Raw genomic sequence first — 17,032 nt, 5'->3', positions numbered from 1 at the left:
CCGAACACCACGTCGGCGCGGCCGGTAGCCTTGCCCAACACCAGTGCCATGGCCAGGTGGAAGACGCTGGCAACGCCCACCCGATGCTGTCGTGCCGCCTGGCGCAGGGCTGTCGCCAGCGCCGGTTCGAGGGGCGCGCGTACTTCGTCGAGCGCGCCGGTATTTTGCACATCGAGCAGCCCGAACGGCGCCGTGGGCTCGCTGACGTCGGCCAGCATCGATTGGAAAAACGCTTGCTGCCGGACGCTGTCCTGGCCACGCCGTGCGTGCGCGACGAAGCGGCGGAACGGCACTGGCTCTCCTAGTGCACCGTGTCGGCCCTGTTGAATCAGGACGATTTCTTCGACCATGCGTTCCAGCGTCGTGTGGTCCAGTACCAGATGATGGTGCAAGACCTGCAACAGCCAGCGCTGCTGCGCGGCGTCGAATGCCTTGATCACCCGCAGCAACGGTGCCTGGCGGATGTCCAGGCGTCGCTGGCGGGAATCGGTGTGGGCTTGCAACTGCGCCAGCGCATCGCCTTGAGTGATACGCAGGACTTCGACCGGCAGCGGTGCGGTGCGCCAGACCACCTGCACCGGTTGGTCCAGGTCTTCCCAGGCCAGGGCGGTGCGCAGGATGTCGTGACGCTCGATGACCTGTTGCAAGGCTTCGCAGAACGCGTCCAGGCCGGTCTCCTGGTCAAACGCCAGGGTGGTGTGCAGCAGGTAGGTGTCGTCCTGGTCCTGCAAGAGATAATGAAAAAACAGGCCTTCCTGTAAGGGGGCCAAAGGGTAGATGTCCTGTACGTTGGCCGCGCCCCCTTCCACATTGGCAACGATCCGGTCGATCTGTGCCTGAGTCAGGTCAACCAAGGGCAGCAGGTCCGGGGTGATCCGAGTGCAGCCCGCCGGCAAGGGGCCGCCTGGTACGTCAAGGGCATCGGCCGGGGCCTCGCCATGTTCAGTCAGGAGCGTCGCGAGTGCGCCGACCGTGGGGGCGCCGAACAGGGTGCGCACATCGATGGCCCAACCGTCCACTCGCATCTGCTCGACCAGCTGCACCGCCAGCAGCGAATGCCCGCCCAAGGCAAAGAAATTGTCCTGGCGTCCCACCCTCGGCACGCCGAGGGTTTGCGCCCACAGCTCGGCGAGGCGACTTTCCACCGGTCCTTGGGGGGCTTCGTAGCGCTGCAAGGCGAAGTGGTCTTCACTGGGCTCGGGCAGGGCGCGGCGGTCGAGTTTGCCGTTGGCGGTCAGGCTGAAAGCCTCCACGTGCACAAAGGCCGCCGGCAGCATGTAGTCGGGCAATACCGCGGCCAAGCGGGCCCGTAGTTCATTGGGTTCTTGAGCCTGGGTAGCGCTGAAATAGGCCAACAGGCGCTGTTGGGCGTCGACCCGCACCACCGCTTCGGTAATGCCGGGCAGGGCCTTGAGCTGCGCTTCGATTTCCCCCAGCTCGATGCGGAAACCGCGGACCTTGACCTGCAAGTCGTTGCGTCCGAGAAACATCAGCACGCCGTCGGCGCGCCAACGCACCAGGTCGCCGGTGCGGTACAGCCGCGTTCCGGGGGCGAAGGGGTTGGCGACGAAGCGCTCTTCGCTCAATTGCGCCTGGTTCAGGTAGCCGAGGGCCAGCCCGTCGCCACCGATGTACAGCTCCCCAGCGACGCCGATGGGCAACGGATGGCGCTGCTCGTCGAGGACGTAGACCTGGGTATTGCCGATGGGCCGGCCGATGGGAATGTCGCCCGCCAGCGCATCCTCAAGGGTGATGCAGTGGGTGGTGGCGAAGGTGGTGCTTTCGGTGGGGCCGTAGCCGTTGAGCAACTGTCCCGGAGGCGACTGGCGCAGCACCCGTTCGATGCAGCGCGGGTCGAGCACATCACCGCCCACCATCAACAAGCGCAGGGCGGCGAAGGACGGGGCCAGGGCGTCGGCGAACTGATGGAACAACCCGGCGGTGAGCCACAGCACGCTGACTTCATGGCGCAGCAAATGCTCATTCAAGCGCTCGGCGTCGAGCACGGTCTGGCGCGGGCAGACCACCAGGCAGCCACCGTTGAGCAGGGCACCCCAGATTTCCAGGGTGCTGGCATCGAAGGCCGGGTTGGCGGCGAGGGCGATGCGATCCTGGGCGCTGAAGTCGGCAAAGCCGTTGTTGCGCACCAGCCGGGTGACCGCCCGGTGCGGCACTTGCACACCCTTGGGCACGCCGGTAGATCCGGAGGTGTACATGATGTAGGCAGGCGTATTCGCCAGCGCTGCGTTGACCTGGCGCGGGGGCGCATCATCGTCCAGGGACAGGTCTGAGTCCCACGGGACCAGCACCCGGCATGCCATGGCAGTGTCCAGTGGCGCGTCCGGCCATTCGTCAGCGAGCAACCAGGCGCTGGCGCAATCCTCGAGCAGGGCGCGCTGGCGCTGCGCCGGGGTGGCGGTGTCGATGGGCACATAGGTCGCACCGTTCTTCAGGATTGCCAGGATTGCCGTGATCAGGCGCGGGCCACGCTCCAGGCACAGCGCTACCCGGGCGCCTTCGCCAATGCCTTGGGCGGCCAGCCAGTGAGCCAGTTGCTCGGCGCGCTGATCGAGCTGGCGGTAGCTTATGGAACCGGCGTCGTCCTGAATCGCCGTGGCTTCGGGACGACGGCGGGCTTGGGCCTCGAAGAGACTGTGCAACGGCTCGTCGGCGGGGTAGTCGCGGGCCGTGTCGTTGAAGCCGCGCAACACCTGGTGACGTTCGTCCTCACCAAGGATCGACAGCCCGTCGAGGGTCTGCCGGTCATCGTTGACCATTGCCTGCAAGGTGGTGCACAACGCCTGCCAATGACGTTGCACGGTGGCAGCGTCAAACAGAGCGGTGGCGTAGGTCAGGCGTCCGGCGATCATGCCGTCGCGCTCATGCAGGTTCAGGGTCAGGTCGAACTTGGCGCTGTCTTCGGCGGTGGTCAGCGGCGTCAGCTCCAGAGTGCCCAGTTCAAGGCTAGGCTGCGGCGCGTTCTGCCAGGCGAACATGACTTGGAAGATCGGGCTGTGGGCCAATGAGCGCGGCGGGTTCAAGGCCTCCACCACTTGCTCGAAGGCAACGTCCTGGTGCGCCTGGGCGTCCAGGGCAGTACGCCGTACCTGGGCCAGCAGTTGGTCCACCCGCTCGACTTCGCCAAAGCGCACCCGCAGGGCCTGGGTGTTGACGAAGAAGCCGATCAACGGTTCGATCTCGGCGCGGGTGCGGTTGGCCAGCACCGTGCCGATCACCACGTCGTCCTGCCCGGACAGGCGTGCCAGGACCACCGACCAGGCGGCCATTACGGTCATGAACAGGGTGTTGCCATGGCGCTCGTTCAGCTGCCTGAGGGCCTGCACCAATGCCGCCTCCATGCTCACGTCGAGACTGGCACCGGTGAAGTCCTGTTGCGCCGGGCGCGGCCGGTCCAGCGTCAACTGCAACAACGCCGGCGCGTCTGCGAGCTGCCCGCGCCAGTAGTCCAGTTGTTCGGTGACCCGTTGGACCTGACGAGGAGAGCGCTGCCACAGCGCGTAATCGGCGTACTGGATCGCTAGTGGCGGCAGCGGATCGGTGCGGTCCTGAATAAACGCTTGATAGAGTTCGCTCAGCTCACGGGTGAGCACGGCCAGTGACCAGGCGTCGCCGACAATATGATGCAAGGTCACCAGCAGCACATGCTCCTGGTCGGCCAGGCGCAGCAGACAGCCGCGGATCAGCGGGCCGCGCGCCAGGTCGAAAGGTGCCTCGGCGGCTTCGAGGCAATGGTCCTGGAACGCCGTGACGGGCTGGCCCCGTAGATCGACGCTGTGCAGGAAGAAATCCGCTGGCGGATCGATGACTTGGCAGGGCTCGCCGCCTTCGGTGACGAACCGAGTACGCAGGGCTTCATGCCGCTCGACGATGCGCGACAGCGCGGCGCGCAATGCAGGCTCGTGCAATTCACCGCGCAGGCGTAAACCGCCGGCCATGTGATAAGCCGCACTGGCCTGGGCGTCCAGGTGCGCGATGAACCACAGGCGTTGCTGGGCGAACGACAGCGGCAGCGGCTCCCGCCGTGCAAGGGCCGGGATCGGCGCAGCGCCAAGGCGGCCGGACGCGGCCAAGGCTTCGATGGCTCGCACCTGCTGTTGCAAGGTCGGGTGCTCGAAAACGCTGGCCAGGGGCAGCTCGATCCGCAGTTGTTGGCGCAGTTGGGAAACCAGTTGCACGGCCAGCAGCGAATGACCACCGGACTGGAAAAAATGCGCCTGTCGGCTGACCTGCACGAGGCCCAGCAGGCGGCCCCAGATCGCCGCCAGTTGGGTTTCCAGCGGGCCCTGGGGAGCCTCGAAGTGCCCGTCGACCGCCTGATCCGGGGCCGGCAAGGCACTGCGATCGAGTTTGCCGTTGGGGGTCAGGGGCAGCGCCGGCAACGCCACATAGGCACTGGGCTGCATGTATTCGGGCAGCGCCGCAGCCAGGGCATCGCGCAATTGCGCCTCGCTCACCGGAGCCCCGGGCTGCATCACCCAGTACGCCACCAGGCGTGGGTCGCCTGGCACGTCCTGACGGGCGACGACCACCGCGTGCTGCACGCCCGGCACCCTACTGAGGGTACTTTCGATTTCGCCCAATTCAATGCGATAGCCACGCACCTTGACCTGAAAATCGTTGCGGCCCAGGTACAACAATTGCCCGTCGGGCGTCCATCGACCGAGGTCGCCGGTGCGGTACATTCGCGCGCCGGTTACGCCGGCAAACGGGTCCTGGACGAAACGCTCCTCGGTCAGCGCTGGCCGATTCAAGTAGCCGCGTGCCACACCGGCGCCACCGATGTAGATTTCCCCGGTGACCCCCAAAGGTACCAACTGGCGATGGGCGTCGAGCAGGTACACATGGGTATTGTCCAGCGGTCGACCGATGCCCGGCACGAAGCCCTGATCCCGGTCCATGGACACCCACGTGGAATAGGTGGTGGTTTCCGAAGGGCCATACAGGTTGCACAGCCGCTGTACGGCACTGTCGGCAAAAATTTGCTCCACCAGTCCCTGCTTGAGGGGTTCGCCCGCCAGGTTGACCACCTGCGTCGACGCGGGAATCGCCTGGGCGCCGACCAGCGCATCGAGCGCCGAAGGCACGCTGTTGATCAGTGTCACCGGCACGGGGCGGTCCAGCAGCGCCAGGGCATTGGTGGCTACGTGCAGGGTCGCGCCGGCGGCCAGCGGCACGAAGTATTCGAAGACCGCCAGGTCGAAGTTGATCGACGTGGCGAACAGGCTGTCGCGCAGGCTGTGGGCATCGAAGGCATGCAGTGCCCAGTGCAGCAAGTTGCAGGCGTTGCGGTGCTCGATCATCACGCCCTTGGGCGTGCCGGTGGAGCCGGAGGTATAGATCACGTAAGCCAGGTGATGCCCGCCCAGGCCCAGTTGGACCGGGTCCGGGTTGTCGGCTGGTTGTTCAGCGAGGCGCGCCTGGGTCTGCGGATCGTCCAGGCACAGCAGTGTGCAGCCATCGCTGGCCGTCACCTTCGATTGCAGTGCGGCGACCGTCAGCAACGCCCGCGGGGCGCTGTCGTCGAGCATATGCGCCAAACGCTCGCGGGGGTAGGCCGGATCCAGCGGAACGTAGGCCGCCCCAGCCTTGAGGATACCGAGCAGGGCCACCAGCAGGTGCGGACCACGTTCAAGACAAATCGCCACGCGGCTGTCGGGGCGAACTCCGGTTTGCAGCAACAGACGGGCCAAGCGATTGGCCTGGCTATTGAGTTGCCCGTAGGTCAACGGCGCGGCACCGTCAGCGGCGTCGAAACGCGCGGCGATGGCTTCGGGTTGACGCGCGGCCTGCTGTTCCAGGGCTCGATGCAGCAAGGCTTCGGCGGGCCGTTCGCGGGCCGTGTCGTTGAAGGTCTGCAGCAGTCGCTCGCGTTCCGCCTCGGGCAATATTGAAAGGTGGCAAGCCAGTGTGTCGGGCTGCCTTTCGAGGGCGTCCAGCAAGTTTTCCAGAGCGCTGCTCAGCCAGCCGAGCACCGGCGCGGCGCCGACCTGAGGGTCGATTTGCAGGCTCAGTGAGAAACCTTCGCCGAGGTCGTCCACCGAGAGGTTGAACGGGTAGTTGGTGCGTTCCTCGCCGCCGAGCACGTGCATGCCAGCGAGTGCAGGCGTCTGGCCGCTGCTCGCGCTGTGGCGGAAATTGAGCAGCGCCGAGAACAACGCGGTGCCGTTGGGCAGGGCGCTACAGCGTTGGGCCAGGGCCAGAGGCGCGTGTTCGTGGGCGATCAGTCGACTGAGCAGGGTGTGGGTTTGCTGCAGGGCCTGTTCCACAGGGACTGCCAGACGCACCCGCAGCGGCAGGGTATTGATGAACAGGCCCATGGCCGTGGCGGCCTCGGCAGCACCCGACAAGCGCCCGAACATCACCGTGCCGAACACCACGTCGTCGCGACCGCTGGTCTTGCCCAGTACCATCGCCCAGGCGAGGTGAAAGAGACTCGCGCTGCTGACTTGCAGGCGCCGCGACAGCTCGCGGATGCGTCGACTCAACGCCACCGGCAGCGGCGCCTCCAACGTCTGCACCTGACTACCGTCCCCGCGTACATCGAGCAGGCCGCATGGTGCGGTAGGCTCGTCGATATCACCCAGCAATTCGCTGAAAAACGCCGTGTGTTGCGCCTCGCTCAAGCCTTGGCGGGCGCGCACGACGAAATCGCGAAACGGCTGTGGCGGCTGCAATTGGTCCACGCGACCTTGCTGGATCGCCGCGACTTCTGCCACCAGTCGCTCCAGGGAGGTGTGGTCCATGACCGCGTGATGGTGCAGCAGTTGCAACAGCCACCGCCCGCCGGCGGGGTCCTCGGCGGCGACTGCGCGCATCAAAGGTGCCTGGCGCATGTCCAGGCGTTGCCGACGCGGATCGGTATAGGCCCGCAGCGCGGCCTGCACATCGGCCTGGCCCGTAGTGAACCGCTCCAAGGTCAGCGCAGCCTGGCGCCAGACCACCTGCATCGGTTCATCAAGGCCTTCCCAGGCCAGCGCGGTGCGCAGGATGTCGTGACGGGCGATGGCCTGGTTCAGGGCCTCCATGAAGCGCAACAAGCAGGCCTCGTCATCGAAGGCCAGCATCACGTGGAGCAAATACGTATCGCCATGTGCTTGCAGCAAATGGTGGAACAGAATGCCGGCCTGCAACGGTACCAGGGGATAGATATCCTGGATATTCGCCGCGCCACCGGGCACGCTGGCGACGATGCTTTCGATCTGCGCTTGATCGAGCTGGCACAGGTCGAGCATCGCCGGGCTGATATGGGTAGTCCCCACAGGCAGTCCGCTGGTCCGGGCCGCCGGGGTAACGGGTTGGCGTAGCGCTTCGATCAGCGCTGGTTTGTGGCTGCGCAGCAGTGCGATCAATGCCTGGTCGGCCAGGACTTCGTCGTCGGCCACCACCGACAGTTGATCGCCGCGCAGGGACAGGGTGACGCCACGGTGTTTGAGCAAGGCCAGCAATTGATCCGCAGTCACAGGAGCAGTTCCTTCAATGAAGTGGTGACCGCCGCCAGACCGGCAAGGGTCGGCGCGGTGAACAGTTGGCTGATGTCGACCCGCAGGTTGTGCTGCCGCAGGCGCTCGACCAGCCCCATGGCGATCAGCGAGTGGCCGCCCAAGGCGAAGAAATTGTCGTGACGGCTGACCCGCTCGACGTTCAGCAGCTCGCACCAGAGGGCGGCCATGACACCCTCGATTTCGCCCTGGGGCGCTTCGTAGGGCGTCTGCACGAACGCTTGGGCGTCCGGCTCGGGCAGCGCGTTGCGATCGAGCTTGCCGTTGGCGGTCAACGGCAGCCGGTCCAGACGCACATAGGCGCTGGGCAGCATGTAGTCGGGCAAATGTTCGCTCAGGGCGGCGCGGGCCTGGCCTGGAGTCGGCGGTGTGTCGCCCTGCAAGTAAGCGATCAGCCGGTTCACGCCGTGGCGATCGGGACGGCCCACTACCACGGCCTGATGCACCCCGGGCAGCGCCAGCAGGTGGCTTTCGATTTCACCCAGTTCGATGCGATGCCCGTGGATTTTTACCTGGAAGTCGGTGCGTCCCAGGTAACTGAGGCTGCCATCCGACTCCCAGCGCCCCAGGTCGCCGGTGCGATACAGGCGTGCACCGGGTTCGCGGGTAAACGGGTCGACAAGGAAACGCTCACCGGTGAGCGCCTCCCGCTTCCAGTAGCCGCGCGCCACGCCCAGGCCACCGATATGAATCTCGCCAACCACCCCCTGCGGGACGCGCCGACCGTGTGCGTCGAGCACCTGCACCCGGGTATTGGGCAGCGGCTGGCCGAGGCTTGGCAGTGCGTGCTGATCGAGCCGGCCGCTGGTGGTGTCGACGGTGCACTCGGTGGGCCCGTAGACATTCAGTATTCGCACGCCGGATTCATTGGCCAGTTGTGTCCACAGCTCGGCGGGCACCGCCTCGCCACCCAGCAGGATGCGCGACGGTAATGGCTGTGGCATGCCTTGCGCCTGCCGGTGTGTGAGCAGGGCTTGCAACTGGCTCGGCGTGCAATCGAACAGGGTGACCTGCTGGTGGTGCAGGTAATCCAGCAGCGCCCCGGCATCCAGGCGTATGCGTTTAGGGATCATCACCAGGCAGTGGCCGCTGAGCCATTGGCAAAGCTGCTGCACCGAGGCATCGAAGGCCATCGATGCATTGAGTGAGCAGCGGCTGTTGGCGGGCAGGTCGTCCAAGCGCTCGCGCAGGCCGGCCCACAGATTGAGCACCGCGCGGTGCTCGACCATGACCCCTTTGGGCTGTCCGGTGGAGCCGGAGGTGTAGATCATGTACGCCAGGTCAGTCGGCTGCGGGCCTGGCGCAGCTTCCGCCGCTGCCGGGGTTTGCAGCCAGTCATGTTGTCCAGGGGCGTCGAGGCTGATCAACGGTCCGCCCGTGAAGGCGGGCAGCCTGTCGCGCACCTGCTCCTGGGTGATCAGCGCCGCGGGGGCACTGTCGTCCAGCAGATAGGCCAGGCGGCTGGCCGGATAGTCGGGATCCATCGGCACATAGGCACAACCGGCTTTCCACACCGCCAGCAGGGCGACCGCCGCATGCGCCTGGCGCTCCAGGCAGACGGCGACAAACCGACCGCGCCGCAGCCCGTGGCCCAACAATTGATGGGCCAGGCGACTGGCTTGCCGGTCGAGCTCACGAAACGTCAGGGACTGGTGCTCGTCGATCACCGCCAAGGCGTCCGGGGTCGCCGCAGCCTGTTCGGCGAACCGCTGCGCCAACGTACCTTCGGGTGCAACCGTGGGTGGCGGGTTGAAGCGGTCCAGAAGCGTCTCTTCCTGGGACGGTAGCACGCGCAATTGCTGCACCGATGTGCCGTCTGCATGGGCCAGGGTCTCTACCAGCGACTCCAGGGCTTGCAGCATGAATCCCACGATCCGTTCAGGCGCGTGTTCGGGGTGGGTCTGGGCTGTCAGCTCGAAGCCTTCGCCCAGGTCGTCCATTGCCAGATTGAAAGGATAATGGGTGCGTTCTTCGCTGTGCAGCAGGGTCATTCCCGGCATCGCCTGGGCAATGTTCGCCTGCCCGGCATGACTGTAGCGGTAGTTGAACAGCGCACTGAACAGAGTTGTGCCGGGCGGCACCGCGCTGCATCGCTGGGCCAGCGCCAGCGGGGTCTGTTCGTGGCAGAGCAGACCGTTCAAGGCATCCTGGACCGTTTGCAGCACGGCGCTGGTGCTGTCTTGCAGGCGCACGCGCAACGGCAGCGTGTTGATAAACAGCCCCAGGGTCCGATCCGCATGAGCACCGGATTGCAGGCGTCCGAACAGCACCGTGCCGAACACCACATCGTCGCGGCCGCTGAGCCGCCCCAACACCAATGCCCACGCCAGGTGGCAGATACCGGCCACGCTCACGCCATGGGCATGGGCCTGTTGGCGCAGCCGGCGAGCCAGGTCCGGGGTCAACGCTTGCCGGTGTTCCAAGGCTTGCCAGCGCGGATCGGCATGCAAGTCGACGTCGAAGGGCAGGGTCGGTTCGTCCAGGTCGCCCAACTGCTCGCTGAAGAACTTGCCTGCGGCGTCCACCACCTCCGGGCGCCGTGCCTGGGCCACCAGATCGCGGGGGCTGGTGGGTACGGGCAACTCGGCCTGACGACCGCCTTCGATCAGGGCGATTTCCTCGACCATCAACTCCAGAGAGGTGTGATCCACCACCACATGGTGATGCAGCAACAACAGCAGCCAACGATCATGGGGGGCATCAAAGGCCACGCGTGCTTCCATCAACGGCGCCTGGCGCAGGTCGAGACGGAAATGGCGCGGGTCGGCGCTGGCGTGCAAGCGGGCGGCGATATCATCACCGTCGAGCACCAGGCGACGGGGCGTGAAGGAGACGTGCCGCAGCACCACCTGCAATGGCTCGTCCAGATCCTCCCAGAGCACCAGGGTGCGCAGCGCGTCATGCCGGGCAATGACCTGTTCCAGCGCGGCGCAGAACCGTTGCAGGCAGGCCTCGTCGGTAAACGCCAGCAAGCTGCGTAGCACGTAGCGATCGCCGTCACGCTGGGCTCGGTGGTGATAAAGCATGCCTTCTTGCAACGGGCCCAGCGGATAGATGTCCTGGATGTTGGCCGCACCGCCGGGCACCTGCGCGGCGATCTGGTCGATACGCGCTTGGGACAGCGCCACCAGGTCCAGCATCTCGGGAGTGATGCGCGAGCAGGCGGGCACGATGGCGCTGACGCTGGCTCGGGGCGCGGCGCTGCGCTCGAATGCTTCCAGGCGCCGGGCCTGGGCGGCGAGGGTCGAGCGCTCGAAGACGCTGCGGACGTCCAGGTTCCAACCGTTGCGGCGCAGTTGTTCGAGCAGTTGCACCGCGAGCAGCGAGTGCCCGCCAAGGCTGAAGAAATCATCCTCGCGATCGATGTCCGGCTGGCCGAGCACCTGCGCCCAGATCGCCGCCAGACGTTGCTCAGTGTCGCCACGGGGTGGCTGCCTGTTGCCGTCTGCTAGGCTGATGCCGGGCATCGGCAGGGCCTGGCGGTCGAGTTTCCCGTTAGGCGTCAGGGGCAGGTGTTCCAGGACAATGCAGGTGCCAGGCAACATGTAGTCCGGCAAGCGTTGTTCCAGATGAGCGCGTACAGCCGCCGTGTCGGGAATTGGCCCGTGAGCATCCTCGGCCACCAGGTAGGCGACCAGCCGCGGGTCGCCGGACGGCGCGGGTTGCGCTACCACCACCGCTTCACGCACACCCGGCAGACCGAGCAGTTGGGTCTCGATTTCCCCCAGTTCAATGCGGAAGCCGCGCACCTTGACCTGGAAGTCGTTACGCCCGAGGTATTCCAGATGGCCGTCGGCCCGCCAGCGTCCCAGATCGCCGGTGCGGTACATGCGCGCCGCGGGATCGTCGACGAACGGATCGGGCAGGAAACGTTCGCTGGTCAGCTCGCTGCGGTTCAAATAGCCTCGCGCGACACCGGCACCACCGATGTAGATTTCCCCTGCCACGCCCAGCGGCACTGGCTGGCGATGCGGGTCCAACAAGTAAATCCGGGTGTTATCCAGGGGGCGACCAATACCGGCCAGATAGCCGTCTTCGCGACGCATCGACAGCCAGGTGGAGTAGGTGGTGGTTTCGGTCGGGCCGTAGAGGTTGCATACCCGACGCGCTGCGCTGCGGCTGAACAATTGTTCCACCAGCGGCGCCTTGAGCGGTTCGCCGGCCAGGTTGATGACGCGGACTGTGTCGGGGATGGCATCGATCCTGGCGAGTTGCTCCACTGCCGAGGGCACGCTGTTGACCAGCGTCACGGGCCGTGGCTGCGCCACCAGGGAGAGAGCGTTGTCCACCAGCTGCAGAGTCGCGCCGGCAGCCAATGGCACGAAGCATTCGAACACCGCCAAGTCGAAGTTGATCGAGGTGGCGAACAGGCTCAGTTGCATCTCCAAGACCTGGAAATTATCCAGCGCCCAATGCAGTAAATTGCAGGCGTTGCGGTGTTCGATCATCACGCCCTTGGGCAGGCCCGTGGAACCGGAGGTGTAGATCACGTAGGCCAGGTGCGCCGGGGTCAGTTGCGGGACTTTTGGGTTGTCCAGGGACAGGGCGCCCAGGCGTTCCGCCAGCGGCGGCGAGTCCAACTGCCAATGAACGGCGCCTGGCGACGCCGGCAAACGCCCGTGCGCGGCTTGGCTGGTGAGCACCAGGCGCGGCGCACTGTCTTCGAGCATGTGTAGCAGGCGCGCCGCCGGATAGGCTGGGTCCAGCGGCACGTAGGCCGCGCCGGCCTTCAGGGTGGCGAGCAGGGCTACCAGCAGTTGGGGGCCGCGTTCGAGGCAGATCGCAACCCGGTCATCCGGGCACACGCCAGCGGCCAGCAGGGCATGGGCCAGTTGGTTGGCGCGGCCATTGAGTTGCGCGTAGGTGAGCGACGTCTCCTGGGCACTATCGATCTGCGCCGCCACTCGGTCGGGATACAGGGCCGCCTGCTGCTCGAAGGGTTCATGCAGCAGGGTGTCGCGAGGGTGCGCCCGGTGGGTGGAGTTGAACCCGTCCAGTACCTGTTCGCGCTCGGCGGCGGGCAATGTGTCCAAAGTGCAAGCGCGTATTGTCGGCGTCGATTCCAGGTTCTGTGCCAGTGTTTCGAGGGCCTGAACCATGTGGGCCAGCACGGCCTTGGCGTCAACCGAATGATGGATCTGCCCGGTCAGGACGAAGCCGTCGCCCAGGTCGTCCACGGACAGGCTGAACGGGTAGTTGCTGCGCTCTTCGCTGCCCAGCCAATGCGCACCCGGCAACGCGAACGCCGGTTGTGCACTGTGTTGAGCCTGACTGTGACGAAAATTCAGCAGCGCCGAAAACAGCGGCGTCTGGGCGGGCAGGGCGCTACACCGTTGCGCCAGCGCCAGGGGGGCGTGTTCGTGGGAAAGTAGTTCGACCAGCCGGCCGTGGGTCTGCCGCAGGGCCGTGTGTAGCGGCGCGTCGAGGTCGATGCGCAGCGGCAAGGTATTGATGAACATGCCCAGAGCGCGCTCGGCTTGTTCGCCGGCGCTGAAACGGCCGAACAGCACGGTGCCGAACACCACCTCGTCACGGCCGCTGGTCTTGCCGATCAACAGGGCCCAGGCCAGGTGGAACAGGCTCGCGACACCCACCTCCCAAGTCTTGGCCAACCGTCGCAAACGCAGGTCCAAAGCAGGCTCCAGTCTGCGCTGGGCCTCACGATTATCGCGGCCCGAGCCTTGTACGTCGTGCAGCCCGTAGGGCAGGGTCGGCTCGGTGAGGTCGCCGAGCAAGCGCTGGAAATAAGCCTCGGCGCTAGCCTGGCGATGGGGCTGGCGCGCCTGCGCGACGAACTGGCGAAACGGCACGCTCGGGGGCAGATGCCGATGCGGGTCGAGCATCAGCGCACGAACCTCGGCGAACAGCAATCCCAGGGTAGCGTGGTCGATAGCCAGGTGATGATGGACCAGTTGCAATTGCCATTGCTGTGCCGCGCTGTCGAAGCGCACGAAGGCCCGCGCCAGGGGCGCGTGACGGATGTCCAGCGGTTGGTCGCTGAACCGTTCACCGTCGGCGAGTCGTTGCACCGGCAGACTCGCGCTACGCCAGACCACTTGCACCGGCTCGTCCAGGCCTTCCCAGAGGACCGCGCTGCGCAGAACGTCGTGGCGGGCGATCACTTGGTCGAATGCGGCGACGAAGCCTTGCAATCGCTCGTGGCTGTCGAAGGCCAGCGTGGCGCGCAGCAGGTAGGCGTCATCATCCGGCTGCAACAGGTGCTGGAACAGCAAGCCTTCCTGCAGAGGTGCCAGTGGATAGATGTCCAGGATGTTGGCCGTGCCGCCCTCGACAGCCGCGACGACCGAGTCGATCTGCGTTTGCGGCAGGTTTAGCAGGGGCAGCATGTCCGGGATGATGCGCAGGCAGTCCGGGTCGATGCCCGAGGTGAGTGTGGGCGTGTGGGGTTCGGCTGGACTCACCGGGTGTTCGAGCAGCAGGGCCAGATGGTGGAGGTTCGCCGCGGTGAACAAGGTCCCGATGTCGAGGTGCCAACCCTCGGCCCGCAATTGCTCGACCAGTTGCACGGCCATCAGCGAGTGACCGCCGAGGGCAAAGAAGTTGTCCTGGCGTCCCACCCGGGGCACGCCGAGGGTTTGCGCCCACAGCTCGGCGAGGCGATTTTCCACCGGCCCCTGTGGCGCTTCGTAGCGCTGCATGGCGAAGTGTTCTTCACTCGGCTCGGGCAGGGCGCGGCGGTCCAGCTTGCCATTGGCGGTCAGGCTGAAAGCCCCCACCTGCACAAAGGCCGCCGGCAGCATGTAGTCGGGCAACACCGTGGCCAAGCGGCCTCGCAGCTCATTGGGCTGTTGAGCCTGAGTCGCGCTTAAATAGGCCAACAGGCGCTGCTGGGCATCGACCCGCACTACCGCTTCAGTGATGCCGGGTAGAGCCTTGAGCTGAGCTTCGATTTCCCCCAGTTCGATGCGAAAACCGCGGACCTTGACCTGCAAGTCGTTGCGTCCGAGGAACATCAACACGCCGTCAGCACGCCAGCGCACCAAGTCACCGGTGCGGTACAGCCGTGCCCCTGGAATGAAAGGGTTGGCGACGAAGCGCTCTTCGCTCAATTGCGCCTGGTTCTGGTAACCGAGGGCCAGCCCGTCGCCGCCGATGTACAGCTCGCCCGCGACGCCGATGGGCAACGGATGGCGCTGCTCGTCGAGGACGTAGACCTGGGTATTGCCGATAGGCCGGCCGATGGGAATGTCGCCTGCCAGCGCATCCTCTAGCGTGATGCAGTGGGTGGTGGCGAAGGTGGTGCTTTCGGTGGGGCCGTAGCCGTTGAGCAACTGTCCCGGAGGCGACTGGCGCAGCACCCGTTCGATGCAGCGCGGGTCGAGCACATCACCGCCCACCATCAACAAGCGCAGGGCGGCGAAGGACGGGGCCAGGGCGTCGGCGAACTGATGGAACAACCCGGCGGTGAGCCACAGCACGCTGACTTCATGGCGCAGCAGATGCTCATTCAAGCGCTCGGCGTCGAGCACGGTCTGGCGCGGGCAGACCACCAGGCAGCCGCCGTTGAGCAGGGCACCCCAGATTTCCAGGGTGCTGGCGTCGAAGGCCGGGTTGGCGGCGAGGGCGATGCGATCCTGGGCGCTGAAGTCGGCAAAGCCGTTGTTGCGCACCAGCCGGGTGACCGCCCGGTGCGGCACTTGCACGCCCTTGGGCACACCGGTGGAGCCGGAGGTGTACATGATGTAGGCGACAGCGCCGGCGCGCTGCGGCGGCGGGTTCGGCGCGTCCTCGAATGATCCGGCGACATCGATCAGTTGCACGCCTTGCACCGCCGGCCTGTCGTCGCCTTCGACCAGCAGCCAGTCACTGCCACAATCGGCCAGAACCCGCGCCTGATGGGCCGGCGGGGCATCTCGGTCGATGGGCACATAGGCGGCGCCGCGCTTGAGGATGGCCAGCACCGATACGATCAATGCGCTGCCGCGTCGCAAAGCCAGCGCTACATGGTCACCGGCTCGGATGCCACGCGCTGCCAGATGCCCGGACAGGCGCTCGGCGTGGCGGTCGAGCTGACGGTAACTCAATGACTGTGCGCCATCGAGCAGTGCCGTAGCATCGGGACGCCGCCGCACCTGCGCTTCGAACAGGCTGTGCAGGGGTTCATCGGCCGGATAGTCACGGACGCTGGCATTGAACCCATGAAGCACTTGCTGCAGCTCGGCGGCGTCCAGCAGCGAGGCCTCAGCCAGCGGCTGGTCGGGGGCGGCCAGCAGCTGCTCGGTCAAATGTCGAAGACGCCGCAGGTGTGCGGCCATGTCTTCGGCGCTGAACAATCGTGGGTCGTAGTTGAACTCCAGGAACGGCTCGGTTTTCTCCTCGTAATGACGCAGGTAAATGGCCAGCGGATAACGCTCATGGCCGTTGTGCCACGTGCGCAGCGCACATCGTGCCGGCCCCAGGTGAACGTCTCCCGGGTATTGTTCGACTGAAAGCATCACCTCGAACAGATGGCCGGGGTGACCGGCGCGGGCGCGCAACTCGCGATGCAGGGCTTGCAGCGGATAGCGTTGGTGCCGGTAGCTGCGCAGCGTCTGGCTGGCCACGTGCTGCACGGCGCGGGAAAAACTCAGCGCCGGGTCGACTGGCACCGTCAATGGCAGGACCGAGGAAAACATCCCGGCCGTGCGTTTTTGCAGCGGGTTGCTGCGGTTGTGCACGGGCAGGCCAATGACCAGCCGTTCGCGTTGATCGGTCATCCGGCTGAAGTAGTAGGCCAACAGGGCGCTGAGGCTGTGGCTCAGCGTGGCTCCCTGGGTTTTCGCCCATTGGCTCAACCGCTCAAGGTGCTCACCGCCCAGGGTCCAGATTGCCTGGGCGCTGGGTACCGGCTCGCCGACGTTGGCTTGCGGCGCCTGCTGGAACAATGGCGCCGGCAGTTCCGGAAACTGTTCGAGCCAGTAATCACGGGCCTTGGCGTAGCGCGTCGAGTCGAGGAACGCCTGGTCTCGCGCCATGAAATCGCGATAGCCCCGTGCCAACTCCGGGTCAATGACGGGCGACCGGCCCTGCAACAATTCGTTATAGGCCGCGCTCACCGCCTGGCCGATCAGACCCACCGAAGTGCCGTCGCAGATCAGGTGGTGATAGCGGCTGTTCCACAACGCATGGGTGTCCGACAACTGGAACCACTCCATGCCCCACAACGGCTGGTTGTAAAGGGTGAAAGGGGTACGATTGAGCTGCGTGATACGGGCCAGGGCAGCGCTGTGGGCCTGGGGATCGCCGCGCCAGTCGTGGCAGCTCAGGGCTCCCTGCACGGTGTCGTCAACCCGTTGTGTCACGCGCCCGCCGTGCTCGCTGAAGATCAACCGCAACGCGTCATGCTGGGCCACCACGGCCCGCAATGCGGTGGTGAACAGGGCAAGGTCCACCGCACCGTGGATTTCCACGGTGACACCGATGTTGTAGGAGGGGGTATCGGGCGATAGCTGTTGATCGAGCCAGACGGACTGTTGGGTAGAACTCAACAAATAGCATTGCGCTTCGACCAT

General features: G+C 65.8%; 2 protein-coding genes (1 of these 2 running past the window's edge). Both read right to left on the bottom strand.

Translation table 11 applies throughout. The features are described from left to right. A protein-coding gene (locus ACLEJQ_RS02960; protein WP_440792021.1) for a non-ribosomal peptide synthase/polyketide synthase crosses the window boundary here: on the bottom strand, window positions 1-7,481 show its 5' portion. It extends 10,318 nt beyond the left edge of the window; only the first 7,481 of its 17,799 coding nucleotides appear in the window; it begins with the start codon at window positions 7,479-7,481; its stop codon lies beyond the left edge, outside the window. Then, the gene (locus ACLEJQ_RS02955) at window positions 7,478-17,032 is read right to left on the bottom strand and encodes an amino acid adenylation domain-containing protein (protein ID WP_440792019.1); all 9,555 of its coding nucleotides are present in this window, start codon (window positions 17,030-17,032) and stop codon (window positions 7,478-7,480) included. The genes ACLEJQ_RS02960 and ACLEJQ_RS02955 overlap by 4 nt, the downstream gene beginning before the upstream one ends.

The sequence above is a fragment of the Pseudomonas sp. SMV71 genome (genome assembly GCF_052042015.1).
Lineage (GTDB): Bacteria > Pseudomonadota > Gammaproteobacteria > Pseudomonadales > Pseudomonadaceae > Aquipseudomonas.
Note: the sequence above shows the minus strand (reverse complement) of the source record. Positions and strands in the feature narration are given on the sequence as shown.

Excerpts from the sequence above, each read along its gene's own strand:
- ACLEJQ_RS02955 (WP_440792019.1), bottom strand. The coding sequence starts at position 17,032 with ATGGTCGAAGCGCAATGCTATTTGTTGAGTTCTACCCAACAGTCCGTC.